The 22,877-nt window shown below is 62.8% G+C and carries 22 protein-coding genes, 2 rRNA genes and 1 pseudogene (1 of these 25 running past the window's edge); 12 read left to right on the forward strand and 13 right to left on the reverse strand.

Going from position 1 to position 22,877, the window contains the following annotated elements; all coding sequences use genetic code 11:
- Both CCOS191_RS08775 and rrf read left to right on the forward strand, forming a co-directional pair.
- Window positions 1-1,261, forward strand: a 23S ribosomal RNA gene (locus CCOS191_RS08775) (it extends 1,633 nt beyond the left edge of the window).
- A 134-nt stretch (window positions 1,262-1,395) separates the two neighbouring features.
- Window positions 1,396-1,511: ribosomal RNA gene (gene rrf / locus CCOS191_RS08780) — 5S ribosomal RNA — on the forward strand.
- A gap of 142 nt (window positions 1,512-1,653) precedes the next feature.
- Here the strand turns inward: rrf and CCOS191_RS08785 are convergent.
- On the reverse strand, window positions 1,654-2,949 hold the full coding sequence (locus CCOS191_RS08785) for a leucine-rich repeat-containing protein kinase family protein (protein WP_046854855.1): 1,296 nt from the start codon (window positions 2,947-2,949) through the stop codon (window positions 1,654-1,656).
- 153 nt (window positions 2,950-3,102) lie between these two features.
- Here CCOS191_RS08785 and CCOS191_RS08790 point away from each other — a divergent pair, with 153 nt between their 5' ends.
- On the forward strand, window positions 3,103-4,992 hold the full coding sequence (locus CCOS191_RS08790; RefSeq protein WP_046854856.1) for a propionyl-CoA synthetase: 1,890 nt from the start codon (window positions 3,103-3,105) through the stop codon (window positions 4,990-4,992).
- Window positions 4,993-5,087: 95 nt separating this feature from the next.
- On the opposite strand, the gene CCOS191_RS08795 is transcribed toward CCOS191_RS08790, so the two are convergent.
- Complete coding sequence (locus tag CCOS191_RS08795; RefSeq protein ID WP_046854857.1) at window positions 5,088-7,028, reverse strand: methyl-accepting chemotaxis protein; 1,941 nt, start codon at window positions 7,026-7,028, stop codon at window positions 5,088-5,090.
- Window positions 7,029-7,637: 609 nt separating this feature from the next.
- Between CCOS191_RS08795 and CCOS191_RS08800 the strand changes: the two genes are divergently transcribed.
- Window positions 7,638-7,925: a hypothetical protein gene (locus CCOS191_RS08800; RefSeq protein WP_046854858.1), complete on the forward strand. Its 288-nt coding sequence runs from the start codon at window positions 7,638-7,640 to the stop codon at window positions 7,923-7,925.
- Between the two features lie 378 nt (window positions 7,926-8,303).
- Here the strand turns inward: CCOS191_RS08800 and CCOS191_RS08805 are convergent, their stop codons facing one another.
- On the reverse strand, window positions 8,304-8,753 hold the full coding sequence (locus tag CCOS191_RS08805; RefSeq protein WP_046854859.1) for a GNAT family N-acetyltransferase: 450 nt from the start codon (window positions 8,751-8,753) through the stop codon (window positions 8,304-8,306).
- Between the two features lie 203 nt (window positions 8,754-8,956).
- Here CCOS191_RS08805 and CCOS191_RS27850 point away from each other — a divergent pair, with 203 nt between their 5' ends.
- The 3 genes from CCOS191_RS27850 (at window position 8,957) to CCOS191_RS08815 (ending at window position 10,043) form a co-directional block, all read left to right on the forward strand.
- Window positions 8,957-9,115 (forward strand): hypothetical protein, encoded by a 159-nt coding sequence (locus tag CCOS191_RS27850; protein WP_156177521.1) that lies wholly within the window; start codon window positions 8,957-8,959, stop codon window positions 9,113-9,115.
- A gap of 6 nt (window positions 9,116-9,121) precedes the next feature.
- Entirely contained in the window at window positions 9,122-9,541 is a 420-nt protein-coding gene (locus tag CCOS191_RS27125; RefSeq protein WP_046854860.1) for a type II toxin-antitoxin system YafO family toxin, read from the forward strand.
- 130 nt (window positions 9,542-9,671) lie between these two features.
- The gene (locus CCOS191_RS08815; RefSeq protein ID WP_046854861.1) at window positions 9,672-10,043 is read left to right on the forward strand and encodes a hypothetical protein; all 372 of its coding nucleotides are present in this window, start codon (window positions 9,672-9,674) and stop codon (window positions 10,041-10,043) included.
- A 6-nt stretch (window positions 10,044-10,049) separates the two neighbouring features.
- Here CCOS191_RS08815 and CCOS191_RS08820 read toward each other — a convergent pair whose 3' ends face one another.
- Window positions 10,050-10,622 carry a biliverdin-producing heme oxygenase gene (locus tag CCOS191_RS08820; protein WP_046854862.1) on the reverse strand — a complete coding sequence of 191 codons (573 nt, stop codon included), beginning with the start codon at window positions 10,620-10,622 and terminating at the stop codon, window positions 10,050-10,052.
- 150 nt (window positions 10,623-10,772) lie between these two features.
- Here CCOS191_RS08820 and CCOS191_RS08825 point away from each other — a divergent pair, with 150 nt between their 5' ends.
- Together CCOS191_RS08825 and CCOS191_RS08830 are read left to right on the forward strand one after the other, a co-directional pair.
- A complete protein-coding gene (locus CCOS191_RS08825; protein WP_046854863.1) occupies window positions 10,773-11,813 on the forward strand; it encodes a DUF1176 domain-containing protein in 1,041 nt (346 codons plus the stop codon).
- 30 nt (window positions 11,814-11,843) lie between these two features.
- The gene (locus CCOS191_RS08830; RefSeq protein ID WP_046854864.1) at window positions 11,844-12,896 is read left to right on the forward strand and encodes a DUF1176 domain-containing protein; all 1,053 of its coding nucleotides are present in this window, start codon (window positions 11,844-11,846) and stop codon (window positions 12,894-12,896) included.
- 158 nt (window positions 12,897-13,054) lie between these two features.
- On the opposite strand, the gene CCOS191_RS08835 is transcribed toward CCOS191_RS08830, so the two are convergent.
- Entirely contained in the window at window positions 13,055-13,840 is a 786-nt protein-coding gene (locus CCOS191_RS08835) for a sulfite exporter TauE/SafE family protein (RefSeq protein WP_046854865.1), read from the reverse strand.
- A 209-nt stretch (window positions 13,841-14,049) separates the two neighbouring features.
- On the opposite strand from CCOS191_RS08835, the gene CCOS191_RS08840 reads away from it, so the two are divergent.
- Window positions 14,050-14,424 carry a RidA family protein gene (locus CCOS191_RS08840; RefSeq protein WP_046854866.1) on the forward strand — a complete coding sequence of 125 codons (375 nt, stop codon included), beginning with the start codon at window positions 14,050-14,052 and terminating at the stop codon, window positions 14,422-14,424.
- A 98-nt stretch (window positions 14,425-14,522) separates the two neighbouring features.
- On the opposite strand, the gene CCOS191_RS28680 is transcribed toward CCOS191_RS08840, so the two are convergent.
- The 3 genes and pseudogenes from CCOS191_RS28680 to CCOS191_RS08850 all read right to left on the reverse strand — a co-directional run bounded on the left by CCOS191_RS28680 (window position 14,523) and on the right by CCOS191_RS08850 (window position 17,438).
- The gene (locus CCOS191_RS28680) at window positions 14,523-15,263 is read right to left on the reverse strand and encodes a methyl-accepting chemotaxis protein (protein ID WP_371918154.1); all 741 of its coding nucleotides are present in this window, start codon (window positions 15,261-15,263) and stop codon (window positions 14,523-14,525) included.
- A gap of 114 nt (window positions 15,264-15,377) precedes the next feature.
- A pseudogene (locus tag CCOS191_RS28685) lies at window positions 15,378-16,409 on the reverse strand (HAMP domain-containing protein); the annotation flags it as partial.
- A 150-nt stretch (window positions 16,410-16,559) separates the two neighbouring features.
- Window positions 16,560-17,438 (reverse strand): LysR family transcriptional regulator, encoded by an 879-nt coding sequence (locus CCOS191_RS08850; RefSeq protein WP_046854868.1) that lies wholly within the window; start codon window positions 17,436-17,438, stop codon window positions 16,560-16,562.
- Between the two features lie 100 nt (window positions 17,439-17,538).
- Here CCOS191_RS08850 and CCOS191_RS08855 point away from each other — a divergent pair, with 100 nt between their 5' ends.
- The gene (locus CCOS191_RS08855; protein WP_046854869.1) at window positions 17,539-17,967 is read left to right on the forward strand and encodes a PACE efflux transporter; all 429 of its coding nucleotides are present in this window, start codon (window positions 17,539-17,541) and stop codon (window positions 17,965-17,967) included.
- Between the two features lie 19 nt (window positions 17,968-17,986).
- On the opposite strand, the gene CCOS191_RS08860 is transcribed toward CCOS191_RS08855, so the two are convergent.
- Window positions 17,987-18,991 (reverse strand): hypothetical protein, encoded by a 1,005-nt coding sequence (locus tag CCOS191_RS08860; RefSeq protein ID WP_046854870.1) that lies wholly within the window; start codon window positions 18,989-18,991, stop codon window positions 17,987-17,989.
- A gap of 117 nt (window positions 18,992-19,108) precedes the next feature.
- Window positions 19,109-19,552 (reverse strand): GNAT family N-acetyltransferase, encoded by a 444-nt coding sequence (locus CCOS191_RS08865; protein WP_046854871.1) that lies wholly within the window; start codon window positions 19,550-19,552, stop codon window positions 19,109-19,111.
- Window positions 19,553-19,639: 87 nt separating this feature from the next.
- Here CCOS191_RS08865 and CCOS191_RS08870 point away from each other — a divergent pair, with 87 nt between their 5' ends.
- Complete coding sequence (locus CCOS191_RS08870; protein ID WP_046854872.1) at window positions 19,640-20,212, forward strand: isochorismatase family protein; 573 nt, start codon at window positions 19,640-19,642, stop codon at window positions 20,210-20,212.
- Between the two features lie 183 nt (window positions 20,213-20,395).
- Here the strand turns inward: CCOS191_RS08870 and CCOS191_RS08875 are convergent, their stop codons facing one another.
- From CCOS191_RS08875 to CCOS191_RS08885, 3 genes are all read right to left on the reverse strand, one after another.
- Entirely contained in the window at window positions 20,396-21,346 is a 951-nt protein-coding gene (locus CCOS191_RS08875) for a lectin MOA-related protein (protein WP_156177522.1), read from the reverse strand.
- An 87-nt stretch (window positions 21,347-21,433) separates the two neighbouring features.
- Window positions 21,434-22,120, reverse strand: a complete 687-nt coding sequence (locus CCOS191_RS08880) for a GntR family transcriptional regulator (RefSeq protein ID WP_046854874.1) — start codon at window positions 22,118-22,120, stop codon at window positions 21,434-21,436.
- Between the two features lie 19 nt (window positions 22,121-22,139).
- Complete coding sequence (locus tag CCOS191_RS08885; RefSeq protein ID WP_046854875.1) at window positions 22,140-22,841, reverse strand: FadR/GntR family transcriptional regulator; 702 nt, start codon at window positions 22,839-22,841, stop codon at window positions 22,140-22,142.
- Window positions 22,842-22,877: the final 36 nt, after the last annotated feature.

Consider the following 22,877-nt stretch of genomic DNA (forward strand, 5'->3'; position numbering starts at 1 on the left):
AGGCGCTTGAGAGAACTCGGGTGAAGGAACTAGGCAAAATGGCACCGTAACTTCGGGAGAAGGTGCGCCGGTGAGGGTGAAGCACTTGCTGCGTAAGCCCACGCCGGTCGAAGATACCAGGCCGCTGCGACTGTTTATTAAAAACACAGCACTCTGCAAACACGAAAGTGGACGTATAGGGTGTGACGCCTGCCCGGTGCCGGAAGGTTAATTGATGGGGTTAGCGCAAGCGAAGCTCTTGATCGAAGCCCCGGTAAACGGCGGCCGTAACTATAACGGTCCTAAGGTAGCGAAATTCCTTGTCGGGTAAGTTCCGACCTGCACGAATGGCGTAACGATGGCGGCGCTGTCTCCACCCGAGACTCAGTGAAATTGAAATCGCTGTGAAGATGCAGTGTATCCGCGGCTAGACGGAAAGACCCCGTGAACCTTTACTATAGCTTTGCACTGGACTTTGAGCTTGCTTGTGTAGGATAGGTGGGAGGCTTTGAAGTGGGGACGCCAGTTCTCATGGAGCCATCCTTGAAATACCACCCTGGCAACCTTGAGGTTCTAACTCAGGTCCGTTATCCGGATCGAGGACAGTGTATGGTGGGTAGTTTGACTGGGGCGGTCTCCTCCCAAAGAGTAACGGAGGAGTACGAAGGTGCGCTCAGACCGGTCGGAAATCGGTCGTAGAGTATAAAGGCAAAAGCGCGCTTGACTGCGAGACACACACGTCGAGCAGGTACGAAAGTAGGTCTTAGTGATCCGGTGGTTCTGTATGGAAGGGCCATCGCTCAACGGATAAAAGGTACTCCGGGGATAACAGGCTGATACCGCCCAAGAGTTCATATCGACGGCGGTGTTTGGCACCTCGATGTCGGCTCATCACATCCTGGGGCTGAAGCCGGTCCCAAGGGTATGGCTGTTCGCCATTTAAAGTGGTACGCGAGCTGGGTTTAGAACGTCGTGAGACAGTTCGGTCCCTATCTGCCGTGGACGTTTGAGATTTGAGAGGGGCTGCTCCTAGTACGAGAGGACCGGAGTGGACGAACCTCTGGTGTTCCGGTTGTCACGCCAGTGGCATTGCCGGGTAGCTATGTTCGGAAGAGATAACCGCTGAAAGCATCTAAGCGGGAAACTTGCCTCAAGATGAGATCTCACTGGAGCCTTGAGCTCCCTGAAGGGCCGTCGAAGACTACGACGTTGATAGGTTGGGTGTGTAAGCGCTGTGAGGCGTTGAGCTAACCAATACTAATTGCCCGTGAGGCTTGACCATATAACACCCAAGCAATTTGCTAACGCAGATTGCGGTGGTGAAGACGAAACGAACCGAAAGTTCGCGACGAACCACAAAGATCACATATCCGAATTGGCTGGCATGTCTGCAAAGACGTACTGGCAACCGAATTTCTTGACGACCATAGAGCATTGGAACCACCTGATCCCATCCCGAACTCAGTAGTGAAACGATGCATCGCCGATGGTAGTGTGGGGTTTCCCCATGTGAGAGTAGGTCATCGTCAAGATTCATTTCGCAAAACCCCTATCTGCGCGAGCAGGTAGGGGTTTTGTCTTTTGCGCGTTTGGCAAGTCAACCTCCTCCGTTGTGGGAGCGGGCTTGTTGGAACGCCGCTCCCACGAATATTCAGGCCAGGCTTCATCGCCTTGTCAGTGACGATCTCCAAGCAGCGCCACCAACTCATTGAAGGCAGGACGGGCCAATACGTCGGCCTGCTGGCAGCGTTCAGCCAGTTGCTTCAGTGTTGTGTCCTGCTCGTCGCAGCACGCCAGCAATTCCTCCACAAGAATGCCAAATGCCCTCGCTTCCAGTCGCTCGAGGGCCGATGCCGCAAGACTTTGCTCCTGAGGGTGGAACGAGGCGGCGCCGAAGTCGCCCAGCAGGCACTGGCCATCTTCGTCGAACAGGATGTTGTGGGCGTACAGATCACCATGGCTCAAGCCACATCCATGCAGGTGAGCACAGACCGAGGCAATACCTCTGACAAGGCGATGCAGGGCCGACTTGGTCAACTGCCGGTCCGCCGGGTAGCGGTCGCGGGTGCAACTGTCGAGGCTAGGCGGGCCGGCCAGGTTCAACCAATGCGCGTCGATCAGTTGCATCACCAAGGCGGGCAACTGATCTGGATGATCGTCAATGCGCCCAGCCAGGCGTACCAGCTGTGGATGGTGGCCGGCGGCGATACAGGCGCTCATCTCCGCCAACGGCGAACCGTCGCTGGTGATTGCACCCTTGTACAGCTTGACCGCAACCGGCGCTTCCTGACCATGCCAGTGGGCGCGGTGAATCACCCCTGAGGCGCCACGGCCAAGCTCTTCTTCTAGCTGGATATCCTGCCAGTGAAGGGCAGGGCAATGGCCATCCGTGGCCGGTGCGACAAAGCCATGGGGCATTGGATTGTCCGCATAGGCCAGCCAGGCCAGACGTGGCATGAGCAGCAACCAGTCGGGTAGGGCGCCCAGGCGGTTGCTGGCGATGCGCAGCAGTTCCAGGCGGTGGCAGCGCGCCAGGCTGGCGGGCAGGTCGGTGAGGCGATTGCCGGCAAGCATGAGCTTTTGCAGGTGTGCGCAGTCCCCCAGTGCCTCGGGCAATTGCTCCAACACGTTGTCGGTGAGCACCAGTGAGCGTAGCGAGTGTGGCAAGGCCTGGGCATCGACCCGGCTGATGCGGTTACTTCTGAAACCTACGGTTTCCAGGGTCTTGCAGCTGCCGATGGCGTGGGGCAGGTGGGTGAACTGATTGTTGGAGCAGAACAGCACCTTGAGCCGGTTCAGGCGGTGCAGGTCCTCGGGCAGTTCGCTCAGCCTGTTGCCGCTCAGATCGAGCACTTCGAGGCTGTCGCCAAGTGCGAAGATCTCCTGGGGAAAATGGGTGAGGTTCTGGCAGAGATTCAGTCGCGTGATGCCGTGCAGGCGACCGGCGCGGAGGTCTTCGAGGGTATGCATGGGATTGTTCGCTAAACGTGACCGGCCATTGTAGGCGCTTGGGTGCGGCAAATGTGCATATGGGTTGCGACTTAAGTCCGATGGCGGCTGGCCGGCCCGGGTCCATACTCAAGATTCGCCCTTCTATAACAACAAGTACCGGGTTGCGAACCAATGACCTATCAGCACAGCTACGCCCATTCCATTTCCGAACCCGCCAGCTTCTGGCAGGCCCAGGCCGAACAGCTCGCCTGGCAGCGCAAGCCGACCGTCACCTTGCAGCAGAACGCCGATGGTACCCACCGTTGGTTCGCCGATGGCCGCCTCAACAGTTGCTACCTGGCCCTTGACCATCAGATCGAGCAGGGGCTCGGTGAACAACGGGCGCTGATCTACGACTCGCCAGTGACTGGCGTGCAACAGACGTTCACCTATCACCAGCTGCGTGATGAAGTAGCCCGCTTGGCGGGTCTGTTGCGTTCGTTGGGTGTGCGCAAGGGTGACGGCGTGATCATCTACATGCCGATGGTGCCCCAGGCCGCCATGGCCATGCTCGCCTGCGCCCGCATTGGTGCGGTGCATTCCGTAGTGTTCGGCGGCTTCGCCGCGAACGAGCTGGCCCTGCGCATCGACGATGCACGGCCGGCCCTGCTGCTGACGGCTTCCTGCGGCCTGGAGTTCGACCGTGTGATCGAGTACAAGCCGCTGGTCGATCGCGCCCTGCAGCTGGCTCGCCACCAACCGCGGCATGTGCTGGTGTTGCAGCGCCCGCAGGCGAGCGCCGAACTGCAGCCCGGGCGTGATCTGGACTGGCAGCAGGCCTTGCTCGGGGCCGCGCCGGTCGCCCCCGTTGAACTGGACGCCGGCGATCCGCTGTACATCATGTACACCTCCGGCACCACCGGCAAACCCAAGGGTATCGTCCGCGAAAACGGCGGCAACGCAGTGGCGTTGTGTTATGCCATGCGTCATGTATACGGCATGCGAGCAGGAGACGTGTGGTGGGGGATCTCTGACGTCGGCTGGGTGGTGGGCCATTCGCTGATCGTGTACGGGCCACTGATGAACGGGTGCACCACGGTGTTCTACGAGGGCAAGCCGATCCGCACGCCGGACGCCTCGGCCTACTGGCGGGTGGTGGAACAATACCAGGTCAATGGCTTGTTCTGCGCGCCCACCGCCATGCGCGCCATCCGCAAGGAAGACCCGGAAGGCGCGCTGATCCGCCGCCACAATCTCGATTCGTTGCGCCAGCTGTTCCTGGCCGGGGAGAAACTCGACTCCAGTACCCATGAATGGCTCGAGCGGGTCAGCGGCAAGCCGGTGCACGACCATTGGTGGCAGACCGAGACCGGCTGGCCGGTGACCGCGCCCTGTGTCGGGCTCGAAGGCAGCGCGGCGCGGCCGGGCTCGAGCAACCGGGCGGTGCCGGGGTACCACGTTCAGGTGCTGGATGACGAAGGCAAGCCGTTGGGGCCCAATCAGCAGGGCGCCATCGTGATCGCCCTGCCGTTGCCACCGGGTTGCAGCCAGACGCTCTGGGGCGATCACCAACGTTACCTGCAGGCCTACCTGCAGAGCTACCCCGGTTACTACCACACCGGCGACGGCGGCTACCTGGATGAAGACGGCTTCGTCTACATCATGGGGCGCACCGATGACGTGATCAATGTCTCGGGGCATCGCTTGTCGACCGGGGAAATGGAGGACCTGGTGGCGCGTCATCCGGCGGTGGCCGAGTGCGCGGTGATTGGTGTGCACGACGAGATCAAGGGCCAGGTGCCATTGGCGCTGGTGGTGCTCAAGGACGGGCAGGGCATTGGCGAGGCGCAACTGCAGGGCGAATTGGTGGCGGATGTGCGCGAACAGATCGGCGCACTGGCCTGCTTCAACCGCGTGCGCCTGGTCAAGCGCCTGCCCAAGACCCGCTCTGGCAAGATCCTGCGGGCGGTGCTGCGCAAGATCGCCGATGGCCAGGACTACACGGCGCCATCGACGCTGGATGATCCGGCGGTGCTAGGGGAGATCGAAGGCGTGTTGGCCGATCTGCCCAGGGCGGGTTGACGCCATCGCGGTGCAGCATCCCCTGTGGAGAACCGACTTGTCGTGGCGACGAACCGCGGCAAAAGGGCCGCCTGGCGGCCCCAGCTTTGGATGCCTTACGACTTGAAGCGCCCCACCAACCCGTTCAGCTCATCCGACAGCTGTGCCAGCCTGCCAGAGTCGGTTTGTGCAGAGCTGGCCAGCCCCTCTACCAGTCGTGCCTCGTCGTAGATCTGCTGGATATGCCGGTTGATTTCCTCGGCCACGCTGTGCTGCTCCTCGGCGGCCGCTGAAATCTGCAGGTTCTGGTCGCGGATCTCGTTCACCGAGAGCTGGATGCCTTCGAAGCTGTCGCGGGCATTCTCGATCGATGACACGCTGGCCCGCGACAAGTCCAGGCAGCTTTCCATCTTCTGCGAAACTTCATGGGTCTTGCCGCCGAGGGTATTGAGCAACTGGTCGATCTCGCCGGTGGAGTCGGCGGTGCGTTTGGCCAGCGCCCGTACCTCGTCGGCCACCACGGCAAAACCACGGCCCTGGTCGCCGGCCCGTGCAGCCTCGATGGCGGCGTTGAGCGCCAGCAGGTTGGTCTGCTCGGCGATGGCGCGGATGGTGCCGAGGATCTGGTTGATGCTGCGGCTGCCTTCTTCCAGTTCGACCATGGCCTGGGACGACTCGCTCAGGCGTCGACCCAGGCGATTGACGTTGTCGGTGGTCGCTTCGATCTGCTGCTTGCCCTCGGCCACGCGGCGGTGACCCTGTTCGGCGGCATCTGCGGCGCTGCTGCACGAACGCGCCACTTCGTTGGCAGTGGCGACCATCTCGTTGAATGCAGTGGACACCAGCTCCACCGCCTCGCGCTGGCGCCCGGCGGCCTCATTCATGTTACCGGCCATCTCGCTGTTGCTGCGCGAGGCTTCGTGCAGGTTGGTCGAGGCCGCGCCGATGCGCTGGATCAGCTGGCGGATGGCGGCGAGGAACTTGTTGAACCAGCCGGCCAGCTCGGCGGTTTCATCCTTGCCCTGGACCTGCAGGTCGCGGCGCAGGTCGCCTTCACCCTCGGCGATCGACTGCAGGCCGGTGCTCACCTGGCCGATGGGCTTGACGATCACCCGCGAGAACGCTGCCGTCACCCCGGCGAAGATCAGCGCCAGCAGCACCACGATCACCGCCGTGACATAGGTCATGCGTGTGGCCGCGGCCATGACCTCGTCGTACTCGATCAGCCCGACGAAGCGCCAGCCCAGGCCTGGGGAGGTCCACACATTGGCCATGTAGCGCACGCCATCGATCACCACCTCGGTGGCGCCTTGCTCGGTGGCGGCCAACGCCGCGTACGGCGCGCCGAGGTCCTTGAGCTGCTTGAAGCTGTGCCCGGCGTTGCGCGGGTCGACCAGCACGGTGCCGTCCTCGATCAGCATCACGTAGCCGCTGTCGCCCAGCTTGATGCTCTTGACCAGCTCGGTGAGGTTCTTCAGCGACACGCTGACCACGAACACGCCCTTGGCCTTGCCGGCCGCGTCGAGCAGCGCGCGGGCGGTGCCGACCAGGGCCACGTCGTCCTTGTCGTAGTAGTACGCGGCGGTGCGCACCGTCTTGTCCGGGCTGGCCATGGCGGCCTTGTACCAGGGGCGGGTGCGCGGGTCGTACTTGGCCAGTTGTGGGTCATCCGGCCATTTGGCGTAGCTGCCGTCTTCCAGGCCGATTGAAAGGATCGCCGCTGCCGGGTGAGTGGTGCCGTAGCGGGCGAAGGCATCGATGACCCGTAGCGCAGCCTCGGGCATCGGCTGGCTGGCGGCATCGGCGCCGGTGTAGTCCTTGAGCGAGGTGACCGAGGTGTATACAGGATCCTTGGCCATCTGATCGACGTTCTGCAGCGTGCCATCAAAGAACTGGCGCATGTTGCCGTCGATCTGGCGAATTTCCCGGGTGCTGCCGTCGAGGAACTGATCGACCGCCTCGCTGCGGATGTTCAGCACCGAAATCCCGCCAACCAGGGAGACCGGGATGAAGGCCACCAGTACGAAGGCCAGGATCAGTTTGTTTTTTATTTTCATCGTGACGCCCATCCGTGAGTGTGAAGAGTGTACATGGCCGCTTCGTTAGGGTGGTGGCCACTTGCTACCTTTTCTGTTTCGGCGGGCGGAATATAAATCTTTAGTAGATATTTCGTGTACAGGAAATTCAGAAATTGTCCTGACTTTCGGGGCAAAGAGCAGTTGGGGCGTGGGAGCGGGCTTGCCCCGCGATGAGGTGAGAACTGTTATTGCAAGCGGATTACTAAGACTTTCCCTATTTCATGTAGGACGTTTCCCAAGCATGCTTTTGCGCCCTTTCAGCTGTTGTTCTGGCCAGCCGCATTCCTTAGTCTCGCCCTGTCGTTGCCAATTCAGCGACAGGGTGTGCAAGCCCGTTCAGGTACAACGTGAAAGCGCTTTTGAGCCTTGCCGGCAGTCTGCGGTTCGGGTCCTTCAATGGCGGCTATGCGTGGGAGGTCCTCGGGCCTGCCGAGTTCCTGTACCCTCGGTCTTGCACACCTGCGTATGGCTGCCACCTATTCGAGTGCAAGCGAATTCAGGCAGTTTTCCCATGACGGTACAGGAGTGCTGAACCATGCTGAAAATCGTGCCCGATCCACCCCGCGCCTTGCCCCGGGAGGTTCGCCCATGACCCTCGATACCACCACTCGAACCTCCCGGCCGACCACGGCCCACGCCCATTTCGGCACTTGCCACGACGCTCATCCACCGATGTTCTCGGTGCATGCGGGGATTGATGGCGAGGATGCACTCGTATGCGCGGTAGCGGCGTTGCAGGCGGCCTACGAAACCAATGCCATGGCCCTGGAAAAAGCCAGCGAACCACTGCGCAGCCTGCTGGTGGCGACGGAGAACTCGCTGGAGAAGGGGCTTGCGCTGGCGTCGGCGGTGCTTGATGGGATAGAGCGGGGTTGATCGGCTCGCTCAGGAGTTTTCGGCGCCAAGATTGTTGACCGTATGAGGGGCGCCAGGTGCCCGCCGCAATCCTTGCAGCGCCTATCAGACCGAGCGCCGCCCGCGCGGCGCATCGCGGATGAATCCGCTCCTACATTGGTTGCAACGTGGCCATGCCTGATAGGCCATGGTTGTTAGCCTTGTTGCTCGACGCGATTTTTCGGTGGGCATTGCTGCCGCCCCACCTGTCTCAAGCCTTGCGCCAAGGCTGGCAACCATGGCCTCACAGGTTCGGTACGTTGCAGCAAATGTAGGAGCGGATTCATCCGCGATGCGCCGCGCGGGCGGCGCTCGGTCTCAAAGACTCTGCCAGTCTCCCTTCGAACACCCAGGCAAGCCTCAGCAATCAAGCACCTTGTGATAGGTCACGAATTCCTGCTCGGCCTCATACCCCAGCGATTCATACAGCGCCTGGGCGGCAAGGTTGCTCCTGGCGGTGTCCAGGCTCAACCGCTGCGCGCCCTCGGCCTGGAAGATCCCGATCAGTTGCTGCATCAGGTAACGGGCATGACCGCCCCTGCGGGCGTGGGGGACGACGAACAGGTCATACAGCCAGTAGAAGCGCTTCATCGCCAGCGAGCAGGTGGCCGGGTACAGCTGGGCAAAGGCGATGGCCTGACCCTCGTCGTCCAGCAGCAGGTAGATCCGCGAGTTGCCGGTTTCGAGGTTGGCCTTGAGGAATGCACGGGAAGCGGGGAGGTCATCCGCCTCCTGGTAGAACATCCGGTACTGGTTGAAGAGGTCCGCGGCGGTGTCCAGGTGGTGCAGATCACAGGCAATGACGTTCATGTCGGGGCTCGCAGAAGGGTGGTGTTCGACAGTATGGTGCAGGGCGTGATGAAAGGATCTGTTGCAAATCCCACGGCCAGTGGCTGGAGTGGCGAACTACGCTTTCGGTTGTGGCGAGTGCAGGGGCCTCCGATAGTCGCAAGACATTTGAGGCCGACGGCCGGAGCACGTAGCATCAATTCATCAGCGTACTGGAGGTAGTCATGGCTCGATACGCGCCAGCAAAGCAGGACAATACCTTTGTTCCCAAGCAAAAGCGAAGTGGCAAAAGTGACGAAGAGGTCCTTCGCCAAGGTGCCCGTTCAAGCGAGGCACTGCTTGATTATGTCGAAAAGCATGGAAAGCTGCCTGTAACCAAGTGAGGGGCCGTGCCGTCTGTCAAAGTCTCTGAGCTGTTCAAGCTGGGATTTGAAGATTGGTACGATCTCTATGTCGATTTCCATGCCTACAAAGTCGGTGGAATTCAGCCAAAGACGTTTGGTAGGGACGCACCACTCGAGGATAAATTCCAGCTTTACCATATCCATCTGGCCATGTCGCAACCGGTTATGTTGCGTTGGGCGTCAATCGACGAGCCATTTCGTCGAACACATCGCGTCGATGATCCCGAAAGCGACTATTGGCTTATTTATGCCTATGACGAGTATCTGGACGAGTACTTGATGCTGAGGCTGATGGGGCCCGGTGCACACAATCGGAAAGGATGGGGGTCATTGCTGCGCAACATTGTGAGTGAAATCGTAGAGCCCTGGTCATTGGGCCGGGTCACTTACGATGAGCCAGACTAGCGCTCTGGTAGAAGGGCCGCAGGTGCGGCCCGGTTCTCCCAGGCTTGTGCCAGAATGTCTGCCCCCTTAAATTCGTCTCCTTCATTTACGGCCATACACAACCCTTGGCCGACACCAGGATCAAGGACGAATGTTGCCGTTGCTTTCCCGCTTCCTGCTGCACGCACTGGTGTGTGTGGCTTTTCCCTTTATCTTGAGCCTGGGCTTCGATCTGTACCGGCAGCATGTCGGCCCGCCGATGGCGCGAGGTGTCAGCGTCGGCTTGGCGACGATGTTGGTGTTCTACGCCTTCGTGCTCTTCAACCTGCTGATGGTGGCCATTCCAAGGGCGGCAGTTCGCTACTGGCTGGCGCTGGTGCTGGTGCTGCTGGTACTGGCGTTCTTCAATACCTTGCACCCGTTGCGGGCGCTGGGCTTTGCGCTGTTGTGCGGTGGCTTGTGCGCGGTGGCCATCGCGATGACGCCACTGGTAACGTCGCTGTTGCACCAGTGCCGTCGGTGAAGGAGTTCAGCAGGCCAGTACCCGTCGTTCTTCGAGCCACTGTTCGAAGCAGATGAAGGTGTCTACAGCGGCTTCTACCGTCCGGGCCTGGGCGGTCGGCTCCGGGGTAGCGGCAGCCAGCCGCTCGAGGAAGCTGCGCCAGCGTGCGCCGGTCAGCGCGCCGTAGACGTCGAGGAATGCACCGCCGTTGTCGGCGTCGATACCCAGGCGTTCGGCCATGGCCCGCTTGAGCACCTGGCCACCGAGCGTGGAGCCTTCCAGTACATACATCACCCCAAGCGCACTGGCTTCGTCATCGATGCGAGGCAGGGCGTGGCAGCGGGGCAGCGCTTCGATGTCGATGGCCAGGGCGCCCAGGTCGCGTGACAGGGTGGGTGTCTTGTGGCGTTCGGCGCTCTGGTAGGCGCCCAGCAGTAAATCCAGTGGGGCATGAAAGCCGTGGTAGGCCCCGAGCAGGTCGGCATAGGCCGCGCGGTCGAAGCCCTCGCTGAAGAAAGGCAGCCGCGCTTCCAGCCTTTGGTGGCAGGCGCGGGTACCTTCGCGCAGGGCAAGCAGCAACGGGCTGACGGTAGCGGGCATGACGGCGGCTCTGGCGTTAGGGCATTCGATACTGCCAGATCAGGCGGCGCAATCACCACTGCCGATTTTGCGCACCTGGCCGTTGAACTGTGGAATCATTGCGCCGCCTCTGGAACGAGGCTTTCACAGCCAAGACAGGAATGCAGCACGATGCGCGCAACAACATGGAACTGGCTGGCCCTGGGGCTGGCGTTGCTGTCGGGCCTGGCCGCCGCGGCGGAACCAGAGCCGGTACCGGTATACCGGGAGATCAAGGACTGGATTGTAGGTTGCGACAACACGCGTTTCTGCACCGCGGTCCTGGCCGATCACCCGGAGCGGATGCGAGTGGGCATGCTGGTGCAACGTGAGGCGGGCGCCTGGGGCAACCTGCACCTGACCCTGGTGGGGAGCACCGACTGGTCGGGCGAGCCCATGCTCGACGGCCAGCTGCTGGTCGCCCCCTGGCGCATGACCCGCGGTGTCGAGACCACCCTGGAACTGGAGGGCGCCGATGCCTATGCCGTGTTGCGCCAATTGCGCAATGGCCAGCGCCTGGTGGACGACACCCGGCCAGGGGAGCGGGTGAGTTCGCTGCAGGGGCTGAGCGCCGCCTTGCTGCTGATGGATGCGGTGCAGGGCCGGGTCGGCCACTACAGTGCGCTGATACGTCCCGGCGACAGCGTTGCCGATGCGCAGTTGCCAACTCCGGCCAAGCCACAGGTGCCGGCCTTTGTGGCAGCTACGGCCCTTGGCGCGCAGGAGCAGGCGGGCATCACCCAGGTGGTGATGGCCAAGGCGGCCGCCGATAACCAGTTGATCAACGAATACGATGTCGCTCCCAAGCTCGAGCTGCATGCCCTGGACGACCAGCATGCGCTGGCATTGCTCAGCTACAACTGCAATGACTTCCACTGCCTCTACGCGCTGTACAAGGTGTCGCGTGAAGTGCCTTACACCCTTGGGCCGCTGGAGTTCGAGGCGCCATCGAGCCCGGTGGTGATCAGCCGGATGCGCGACGCCATCGACTTCTACCCTGGCAAAGGCGAGCTTCACAGCTATGCCAAGGACGACTATCCCGGCAGTTGCGGGGTGGAGGAAAGCTGGCGCTACGATGGCATGCGTATGCGCTTGCTCAGGCTGTCACGGATGGACCGCTGTGCCGAAGTGGGCACCGACAGTTGGCCGGTACTCTGGCGCAGTGAGGGCTGAACGCATGAAACGGACTTCAGGGATAACGCCATGCAATGGATGAAACACCCGCGTGCGGCATTGCTGCTGACGCTCATGACGCCATCGGTCGTGCAGGCCGAGAACGCCCAGGCACCGCTCGAAGCGGTGCCGATGTACCGGCAGATCAAGGACTGGGCGGTTGGCTGCGACAACACCCGTGCCTGCACGGCGGTAATGGCCATCGACGACGACCTGATGGCCGGGCTGCAGACCATCATCAGGCGCGAGGCGGGGCCACAGGGCGCGCTCGAGCTGACCCTGCGCGTGGGTCCGGCATTTGCGGAACAGGTGCTGCTCGATGGGCAGGCACTGTCGGCCAACTGGCAGCGCATCCAGCTTGAATACGACTTCGACCTGCTGCTGAAGGACGATGAGGCACTGGCGCTCATACGTCGATTGCGCAACGGTACACGCCTGAGTTCATTGACCGAGGATGGCGAGCTGGTCGCGTCCTTGCAGGGGCTCAGTGGCGCGCTGTTGGCCATCGATGCCGTGCAGGGCCGGGGCGGGCATGCCGATGCCCTGGTGAGAGTGGGAGATGCGCCCGCTGCCGATGTGCCTGGCGCTCCCGATACCGTGGTGCTGCCACAGTTCGTCGCAGCGCCGCGCATGAACGACGAGCAGGCCCATGAAATCGGCAGAACGGTAAAACGCCAGGCGAATGTCGAAGGCGATGTGCCGGGTATGAGCAACAGCCATTACGAGGTGCACCCGCTGGACGCTGCCAATGTCCTGGTCATTCTCAACGTGGGGTGCAGTGGCGAGTTCTGCGCCAATTTCCTGTATCGGGTGTCCCGCGCCGCGCCCTACCAGATCAGCGAAATGGCCTTCGAGGCGCCGACGCCGTTGCTGGCGCCGCGTCTGAGTGGCTATGTAGCGTTCGATGCGCAGAGCGGCCAATTGTTTGCCGCTGACAAAAGCCAGGTAGAGCGTGGTTGCGGGGTGATCCAGCAGTGGCGTTATGACGGTGAGCGCATGCGCCTCGAGCGCGTGGCGCGGCTTGATCGCTGCGGGTATGTGAAACCGCAGTTCTGGCCGGTGCTATGGCGTGTGCAGGAGTAGGTCGAGGCGAGCCAAGTGCCCATAGGCGCCGCTGACGCGCCGCATCGCCGGCAAGCCGGCTCCCACAGTTCAGCGTTGGCTGCAAATCATGCGCAGTACCTGTGGGAGCCGGCTTGCCGGCGATGGGCGCGTAGCGCCCGCTATCAGTCAGGCGTGGCTCAGAACGCCAGCTTGTAGCCGATCAATAGCAGCATGGTCGCCAGGCAAGGTCGCAGCACGCGGTCGGAGATGCGCCCGGTCAGGTGGCTGCCCAGGTAGATCCCCGGCAGCGAGCCCAGCAGCAGGTAGCCCAGCAGCGACCAGTCCATGTTGCCCATGCCGGCATGACCCAGGCCGGCCACCAGGGTCAGCGGCACGGCGTGGGCGATCTCGGTGCCGACCAGGCGGCGGGTGACCAGGAACGGGTAGAGCAGGAACAGCGCCACGGTGCCCAGCGCGCCAGCGCCGATGGAGGTGAGGGTGACCATCACGCCTAACACTACGCCGGTGATCACGGTGAGGATGTTCAGGGTACGGTCGCTGAGGTGGTAGTGGTCGCCGGCGTGCTTGCTGGCGAAGGCCTGCAGGCGCGACTTGAACAGGATCGCCAGGGCGGTGAGGATCAGCACCACCGCCAGGCCCTGCTTGATGATGGCGTTTAGCGCCGAGGTGTCGGCGTGCAGGGTGCTGAGGAACCACAGGGTCAGCGCGGCGGCCGGGACGCTGCCCAGGCTCAGCCAGCCGGTGATCTTCCAGTCGATGTTCTTGTTGCGGCCATGCACCCAGACGCCGCTGGCTTTGGTGATGGCGGCATAGAGCAGGTCGGTGCCCACGGCGGTGGCCGGGTTGATGCCGAACCACAGCAGGATCGGGGTCATCAGCGAACCGCCGCCGACGCCGGTCATGCCGACGATGAAGCCTACGATCAGGCCCGCAAGGGTGAAACCGAAAGAACCTACATCCATACGCTACTCGACGCCCAGCTTGCCCGTGATCGGATGAGTGCCAGCATATAGATTTTTTTATAGCCAAATAGACTTGTTCGTTATTAGGTTATAACCACGTTGTGGCGGTACGCTCCTGAAAATCCACGGTTAACCAGAGTGGGTTTACCAGGAGCAGGCCCGCTCGACTGTCCCAGGCACGATTCAGCCAACCATGAAAGGAGCGTTCCATGAGCAATGACATCCAGCGTTTTCCCAGCAGCCTGCCGTTCCCTTTTTCCCGTGCAGTGAAGGCCGGGGGCTTCCTGTTCCTGTCCGGCCAGGTGCCGATGAGCTCCAGTGGTGAAGTGGTACGCGGTGATATCCAGACACAGACACGAGCGGCCTGCGAACGTATCGCCGAGAGCCTGGCAGTGAGTGGGGCGCGTTTCGACCAAGTGGTGAAATGCACGGTATGGCTGTCGGACATGAGCCATTTCGCCGGCTTCAACGAGGTCTACAAAGAGTTCTTTGGCGCAGCGCTACCGGTGCGTTCGACGGTGGCATCGGCGCTGGCATTGGGGGTCGATGTGGAGATCGAGGTGCAGGCGTTCGTCGGCGAGTAAGGAGTAGCTGAAGAATGCCTGCGCATTCGCCGATGTGATCGAAGGCGTGATCGCGGAGGGAGCCCGCTCCTGCAATACGTGCAGGAGCGGGCGGCAGGTCAGATGCGGAAGCTGCCCACCAGTTGCTTCAGGCGCCCGGCCTGCTGGCTCAGGGCGTCGCAGTGGCGCAGGGTGTCGTTGAGGTTCTCCACCCCTTGCTGGTTCAGCGCGTTGATCTGGGTGATGTCCAGGTTCAGGCTCTCGACCACGGCGGTCTGCTCTTCGGTGGCGGTGGCCACCGATTGGTTCATGCCGTCGATCTCGCCGATACGCTGGGTGACACTGGCCAGGCGCTCACCGGCCTCGTTGGCCACCTGCACGGTCTCTTCGCTGGAAACCTGGCTGGTGTTCATGGTGTGCACCGCCTCACGCGAGCCGACCTGCAGGCTGGTGATCATGCGGTGGATCTCTTCGGCCGATTCCTGGGTGCGGTGGGCCAGGTTGCGCACTTCGTCGGCAACCACGGCGAAACCACGCCCGGCTTCACCGGCACGGGCGGCCTCGATGGCGGCGTTGAGCGCCAGCAGGTTGGTCTGCTGGGAGATGCCCTTGATCACGTCGAGGATCTTGCCGATTTCGTCGGTGCTGGCGTTGAGGGTCTCGATCTGCTCGCAAGACTCGCTGATGCGCTCGGACAGGGCGGTCATGGCGCTGATCGCCTCTTCGACCACCTGGCGGCCACCGTTGGCCTGTTCGCTGGCGCCGCTGGCGTGCTGCGAGGCGTCGGCGGCGTTGCGGGCGATTTCCTGGGTGGCGGCGCCCAGCTCGTTGATCGCCGCGGCGACGCTGTTGGTGCGCATGCTCTGCTCTTCGGAACCGGTGAGCGAGGCATTGGAGGCGACCACGACCTTTTCCGACAGGTCATGCACCAGGCGGGTGGCCGAGGACACTTCGCTGATCGAGGCGTGGATACGCTCGACGAAACGGTTGAACGAGGTGGCCAGCTCGCCGAACTCGTCCTTCTGCTCGACGGTCAGGCGGCGGGTCAGGTCGCCTTCGCCTTCGGCGATGTCCTGCATGGCGCGGCCCATGGTGGTCAGCGGGCGCATCAGTACCGGGATCAGCAGGCCGAGCAGGCCGGCGATGACGGCCACGGCGATGAGCATGGCGATGATGGCCGAGGTACGGAACTGGCTCAGCGGGGCGTAGGCTTTTTCTTTATCGATCGACAGGCCGATGTACCACTGCGCCGACGGCAGGCCGTCCACCGGAGCGAAGGAGATGATGCGGTCCTTGCCGTCGAGGCTGACTTCCTGGATGCCGGATTCGACACGCAGCGGGGAGCCTGGGTAGATGTCCTTGAGGTTCTTCATCACCCGGTCCTTGTCCGGGCTGACGATCACCTGGCCATTGCGGTCGACCAGGAAGGCGTGGCCAAGGCCGCCGAAGTCGACGGCGTTGATGATGTCGACCAGGGTGTTCAGGCTCAGGTCGCCGCCGACCACGCCGATCAGCTCGCCGCTGGACTTGGCCTTGACCGGCATGGCGATGGTCACCACCAGGCCACCCACTGCGGCCATGTAGGGCGGGGTCAGCATCGTCTGGTTGGCGGCCACGGCCTGGGTGTACCAGGGGCGCTGACGCGGGTCGTAGCCGTCAGGCATCTTGGCATCGGGGCGCTGGGTGAACAGGCCGGTGTTCTGGCCGAAATAGGTGAACTGGAAGTTGCTGGTGTACGACGGCTGGTCGACCAGGCCCGGCACATTGCTGCCGGCGCCTTGCTGGGCGATGTCCTGGGCCAGGTTTTCCAGGACCAGGATGCGTCCGCTCATCCAGTTCTGCACGCTGCTGGCGGTCTGTGCACCGGCCTGGCGCACCGAAGACTCGATGTTCTGGCGGATGGTGTTGCGTTGCAGGTAGTCGTTGTAGAGGGTGAACAGGGCAAACGCCAGTACCACGACGGCGCAGGCACTGAGCAGGATCTTGTGGCGGAATTTCAGGTTCATGTTTCGAGACCTTGAGCCAGTGAAAGGAGGGCGCCGCGTGCTTGTGGCACGAGTGGCGGAGCCTGTTGCAACGCTATCGGCCGATTCTGAAAAATGTTGAAAGACTAAATGTCGCAGCAGTTGGCCGAATTGTCCTGACAGCGTGACAAATCATTTCGATGCCAACAGGCTCACCAACGTCCTGGCCGCCTGGCCGAGGGGTTGCTGCTTGAGCCAGAAGGCGTTCACTGGCAGTTGCAGTTCGTTGCGGGTGTTCTGAAACTGCAGGCGCACCAGGCGCCCGTCCGCCAGCAGCGGCGCCACCCGCGCCAGCGGCAGGTCGCCCCAGCCCAGTCCGGCCTCGACCATCTGCAGGGCCAAGTCCAGGCTGTCGGTGCGCCAGTGCGAGGTGCCGATCAGCGAGCGGGGATCGCTCAACGGCAGGTCGCGGCTGCACACCAGGATCTGGCGCAGGTTGACCAGGTCCTCAAGGTTGCGGATGCGACCTTCGCGCAGCGCGGGGTGGTGTGGCGACAGGGTGGCCACCAGCGACTCCAGGGCGATGTGCTGGAAGCTGCGTCGCGGGTCCACCTGCAGCCCGGCGAAGGCCAGGCACAGGCGTACCCGGCCACTGTCGAGCAGTTGCAGGGCCTCTTCCTGCGGGGCGGCGAGCAGTTCGATATCCAGCAGCGGGTAGCGCCCGCCCAGGCGGGTGATGGCCCCGAGCAACGGGCGCTGGTCGATATCCGGCACCACGGCGATGGCCAGGCTGCTTTCCAGCCCTCGCGACAGCTCCAGCGCATGCACCTCCAACAGCCCCAGCTGTTCGGCGATCAACCGGGCATGGGGCTCCAGGGCCTGGGCCTGGGCGGTCGGGCGTGCCTCCCGCGACCCACGCTCGAACAGCGGGTAGCCAAGCTCCGCCTCGAGGTTGCCGATGGCCATGCTCACCGCCGAGGGTACGCGCCCGAGCGCCCGCGCGGCAGCCGAGAACGAGCCGCGGTCGAGCACGGCGAGAAACAGCAGGATGGTATCGCTGGAAAAGTTCATGGCAGTCTCCTTTCAGTAAATCTGAAAGCTGCCGACTTTTTCTGTCAAGCCTGTTGATGCATTCTGCGCGCCTTCGTCATATCCGCAACAAGGTAATCCCGTGCAAGGACTCAAACGCAAACTGGTCTACGTGACCTTCTATGAACTGATCGGCCTGTGCATGTCGACCCTGGGCCTGGCCTACCTGTCCGACACCCAGGCTTCGCACACCGGCCCCCTGGCAGTGATGATCACCACCATCGCCATGGCCTGGAACCTCATCTACAACAGTCTGTTCGAGTGCTGGGAGAGCCGCCAGGCCACCCGCGGTCGCAGCCTCGGGCGGCGGGTAGCGCATGCCATCGGCTTCCAGCTGACCCTGGTGGTGTACCTGATCCCGCTGATCGCCTGGTGGCTGGACATGACCCTTCTGGAGGCGTTGATGGTGGATCTGGCATTCATCATCCTGGTGCCGTGCTACACCTTCGTCTACAACTGGGCGTTCGACCGCATCTTCGGGCTGCCGACTTCGGCGCTGGCGACCGCCTGAACGTGCCACCTGCGCGGGGTCATGGCGGCAGGCGAATCAGCAACGGTTCCTGTGACCGGCTCCCGAGCAAGCTGTCCTCCACCTGCCCCGACAGGTAATACACCCCGGCCATGGCGCCGCTCTGGCGATTCTCCATCAGCTCCTGCCATTCCTGGTTCAGCGCCACATTGAGGATCACCCGCAATTGCTCGACCATCTGTGGCTGTTCACGGTCGTGGGTGATGATGCCGTAGCCGGTTGCCGCCACCGAGATCAATGCCCCCGCCGCCTTGCCCACGGCCGCCGCGATAGCACTGGCGGCACCGCGTGGCGCCAGTGTGGCGCCGAGTTTCTCGCTGGCCTGGGTGGCCACCGACGACAATCCGGCCTCGGTCTGCCCGGGGGCCTTGGCGGCCTGTTGGTGTAGGTGCTGGCGCAGGGACTGCCAGGCCAGCTGTTGGTCCAGCGACTTGGCCCGCAACAGTTGGTAAAGCGAGGCATTGCGTGCATCCGGCGGGCCCAGGGCGATGATCGGGATGCGGTTGAGGCGCTGGCTGAACTGTTCGGGCGGGGCGTTGTAGCGCTGGATGATGGTCGGCAGTTGCTGGCCGAGCAGTTGCAGGTACAGCTCGCTGGCGCGGTCGCGGATACCCTCGGGGTTGATCTGTTCGGCCACCGGGTCGATGACCCGTTCGCGGTACTGTTCCTGCAGATACAGGCCCAGGCGCTTTTCCGCAGGTTCCTGGCCATTGCCACTGTTCATCTTGTACCAGGCCACCTTGAGGGTAAGCCACTGCTGGGTCCAGTAACCGGTGAACCAGGGTATGAAGTCGTTCTCGGTGCGTTGCTGCACTTGCTCCTTCCACACGCGCATGGAGCGTCGGGCGTAGTCGTTGGCCGATCCCGCGGCGGCGACCGAGGCCTCGATGATGTCCTGGTCGATACGCTGCCACACGGCCGGTGGCAGGTTCTGCGGCGGGGGCGGGGCGGGTGGGCGTTTGCCGGCGCAGCCGGCGAGGGCCAGCAGCAGGCAGAGCGGAACCATCGCGAGGATCGATTTCACGCGGATTGCCCCCTTGGCCAGAGGCTGGGTGATTAACCGAAGTATAGGTTTGTCTTGAGGGCCTCATCGCGGGGCAAGCGCGCTCCCATGGCGAGCGCGTCAGCCCACCCGTTTCAGGTGCAGCAACGGGAATGGATCGCCTTGTCCATCCACCTCGCTGCGCCCGACCTGGACAAAGCCCTGCTTGAGGTAGAACCCCACGGCCTGTGGGTTCTGTTCGTTGACATCGACTGCTCGTACGCCCAGCTCATCGATCACATGGGCCAGCAAGGCTTTGCCGATGCCCTGGCCACGGCAGGCCGGGTCGACGAAAAGCATTTCCAGCTTGCCATCATGCACCCCGGCAAACCCGTGTATGCGGCCTGCGTCGTCCGCCCAGGCACGCAGTTGCACAAAACCCAGGTACTGCTCGCGCACCAGCGGGCGCAGGCGCTCGATGTAGCCTGCGGGCAGGAAGTCGTGGGTCGCCCGCACCGAGGCTTCCCACAGATCGGCCAGCCGATCGTAGTGTTGCGCGCCGACTGGCGCGATAGTGAAGTTCATAAGCCCTCCAAGGCATTTTGGTAATCGGCGACAGGGTACGGCATTGCGCTATGCTCGGCATTGCGTCCGCGAACAGGAGAGCCGCTGATGAATGTTGCCAAGGCCGATGCCTTGCTGCTGGTGGATGTGCAGTGCGCTTTCATGGAGGGCGCCGATGCGGTGCCTGGCCACCTGGCCCTGCAGCAGAGCATCGCCCGCTTGCTCGGCCGCGCCCGCCAGGCCGGGGTGGCGGTGATCTTCTTGCAGAACGACGGTGCGCCGGGCAGCCCGGATGCCCCGCACAGTGCCGGCTGGCAGTTGTATTTCCCGCCGGCGCCGGGCGAGCACGTGCTGTTCAAGACCGAGGACGATGGCTTCCTCGACACCGGATTGCACACCTTGCTCGATGAGCTCGGGGTCCGCCACCTGGCCCTGGGCGGCCTGCTCTCGGAGATGTGCCTGGCGGCCACCGCCCGAGCCGCGCTGCGAAGAGGCTTCGAGGTGCTGTTGCCCCACGATGCCCACGCCACCTACGACGTGCCACCCGGCCCTGGCGGCTCGCCGGGAGTGCCCGCCGCCCTGGCAGCCCGGGCGGCGGAGTGGTCGCTGGGTGATGAGGTGCAGATCCTGGCGGACGTCAACGCGGTGTCGTTCAGCCTGGGCCGTCTGATCAACCGATAAGGCTAGGCTCTGTACGAAATGTATCTGCACTCGCCCATACTGCGTTGAAACGGGGCTCGGAATGCTCATGTACTCCAGTACACTCCGCTTCCTCCCCCCGTTTCGCCTTGTCTGGCCTTCGCGCAGACACATTTCGTACAGACCCTAGGGTTGGTACAAAGTTGCCGAACGCTAGTCAAAAACCTAAATCAGGACTCTGCTGGCAGTGAAAGGCCAGTCGGAGGCGCATCTGATGCTTCCATTGTCCGGCTCGATTATGTTGAGTTTACCGTTCAGGTCCATGAAGAGGTTCGCGCCACGCTTTTGCGTTTCGTTGAAGCCTTCGACCCAGCCGACCGCATAGGGAATCGGGGCATGAGTGCGATAGGCGTCCAACGAAGCCTGGGCCTTGTAGACAAAGGCGAAGTCATCGCTGTCGAAACTTCCTTGGCGATACTCATAACCGGCCAGTTTCGAATCGCGCAGGATCTGCATGGCGTGGTCAGAGGAGATACCTTGGTAGGGTGCCTGGGCCTCGTGGGTGATGTTTAGTTGCGCCTTTTCCCACATCTGGCCGATCAGATCGGCCAGGTGGTGGCCGAGGACGTAGTAACGGTGAAGGGTAAAACGCGTCGCTTGCTTCGGCGGAGTCAGTTGCAAGTAGTTCCAGCTGCCTCCTTCAGCACCCAAGGCTTGGTGATCCGAGCCAGCTAGCAGTGTGAACTGGCAGGTGTCAGGGTCCATGTTGGCGAAGCGCAGCTCGAGTCGATGGTAATGAGGCCAGGATTGAGTGGATGCATAGATCCATGGACCGTGGTCGGCAAACAGATGCCAGGAATTGTCCCTGTTGGCGACCGTCAGCTCGGTTTTACCATCGATCTGGGAGGACGATACCGCGAAATACAGCACCTGCTCATGATAGTCGGTGAAGCTGCCCAGGTAGGCCCAGTTCCATTTGGCATCTTGTTGCACGCACAGTACGCGCCCGTGTTCGTCCATCAGCACATAGGATGCATCGCTCTTCATTGCCTCGAAGGGCACGGGTGGGCTGAGCAAACCGTTTCCAGGCGCCTGGGCTGCGGAGGGGGCGGGGATGTGTGCGGCAGGGAAGCCGATTGCATGACGCCTGTAGTATTCGAATGGATGGTTCAACATGGTCGTTCCTGTTGTCGGCGCTGACGGGATGTCAGGTTTGACAATCATTCTGCTGATGGCCACCCACTCGATGCAGTCAGTAATGCTTCACCTGGAATCGAGTTCCAGTTTGGCCTCCAGGCGGTCCAAGTGCTCGTGCATCAGCGCCAGGGCGCGGGTGCTGTCACCGCACTCCACCGCATCGATGATCGCCGCATGCTCCTGCCAGGCGCAGTGCTCGCAGCAGGGCGCTTCGTAGCGGGCGATGATCAGCGAGGTCATCGGTACCAGGCCATTGAGAAAGCGTGCCAGCGGCGCGTTGGCGGCCATCTGCGCCAGCTTCATGTGGAACTCGCCGCCCAGGCGGATTGCCGTGCAGCGTTCGCCGCGTTCATGGTGCTGGCGCTCGCGCTCTACCAGCTGGCGCAACTGCCGGATCTGCGCCGGGCGGGCGCGTTGGGTGGCCAGGCCGATCAGCGTGGTCTCGGCCAGGCGCCGGGCGCTGAGCACCTGGCGCGCCTGTTCAGGGTCGGGGGCGGCCAGGTGCGCGGTATGGCTGGGGCGCTGCACCACCACCTGCTGGTCGGACAGGCGCCCGAGCACCCGGCGGATTACGGTGCGGCTGACGCCGAAGGCATTGCCCAGCGCCTGCTCGGGCAGGGCGCTGCCGGGTGGCAGGCGCTGTTCGAGGATGGCATCGAACAGCCGGGGGTAGATCTGCTCCGCCGACAGGCGGGTCTCGCCGGCACCGAGCAGGGCAGGCAGGCGGGGGGCGGCTTGGGCGCAGGCGGTCATGGTCGCTCTCCTTCTTTGTTCAGTTGCCTGGTTGGTCGTCCGGGATATTCAGGGCGATGCCCATGCGCTGGCCCTCGGCGAGGATGTGCTGGCGCATCTGCTGGCTGGCCTTGGCGCTGTTGCGTTCGCGGATGGCACGCACCACCGCCTCGTTTTCGCTGAGGCGCGCGGCCAGGTGCTCGGGCGAATTGCGCAGCATCTCGGCACTCTGCTTGAGGGCGTTGCCGGTCTGCTGCACGACACTCTGGAAGATCGGATTGGTGGTCAGCGCGAACAGCGCCTCGTGGAAGGCGATGTAGGCATTGATGCCGGCCTCGCTGTCGCCGGCATCGAGGGCTTCGCGCATGTCCATCAGGGTCAGGCGCAACTGGCCGATATCCTGGCTGCCGGCTGATTGCGCCACCAGCCCGGCAATGAAGGGCTCGAGGGTGTAGCGCAGCTCGAGCACGTCGGCCAGGCTGGCCTCGGCGATGGTGTCCGGCTCTTGTGCCTGGCTGGCGTCGGCATCGAGCACCAGCACACCCTTGCCCGGCATCGAGCGCACCAGGCCCAGGGTTTCCAGCACGATCACCGCCTCGCGGAGGCTGGGCCGGCTGATGCCCAGCTGTTCGGCCAGCTCGCGCTGGCCGGGCAGCATGTCGCCGCTGCGCCACTGGCCACGGGCCAGGGCCTGGCGGAGTTTCTCCACCACTGAATTGACTACGGTCGAAGAGCTGATCACGGTTCGCTCCTTGGTTGAAGCTGCATCTTTACCCTT

Origin of the sequence: Pseudomonas sp. CCOS 191 (genome assembly GCF_001007005.1) — a bacterium.
Classification (GTDB): Bacteria; Pseudomonadota; Gammaproteobacteria; order Pseudomonadales; family Pseudomonadaceae; genus Aquipseudomonas; species Aquipseudomonas soli.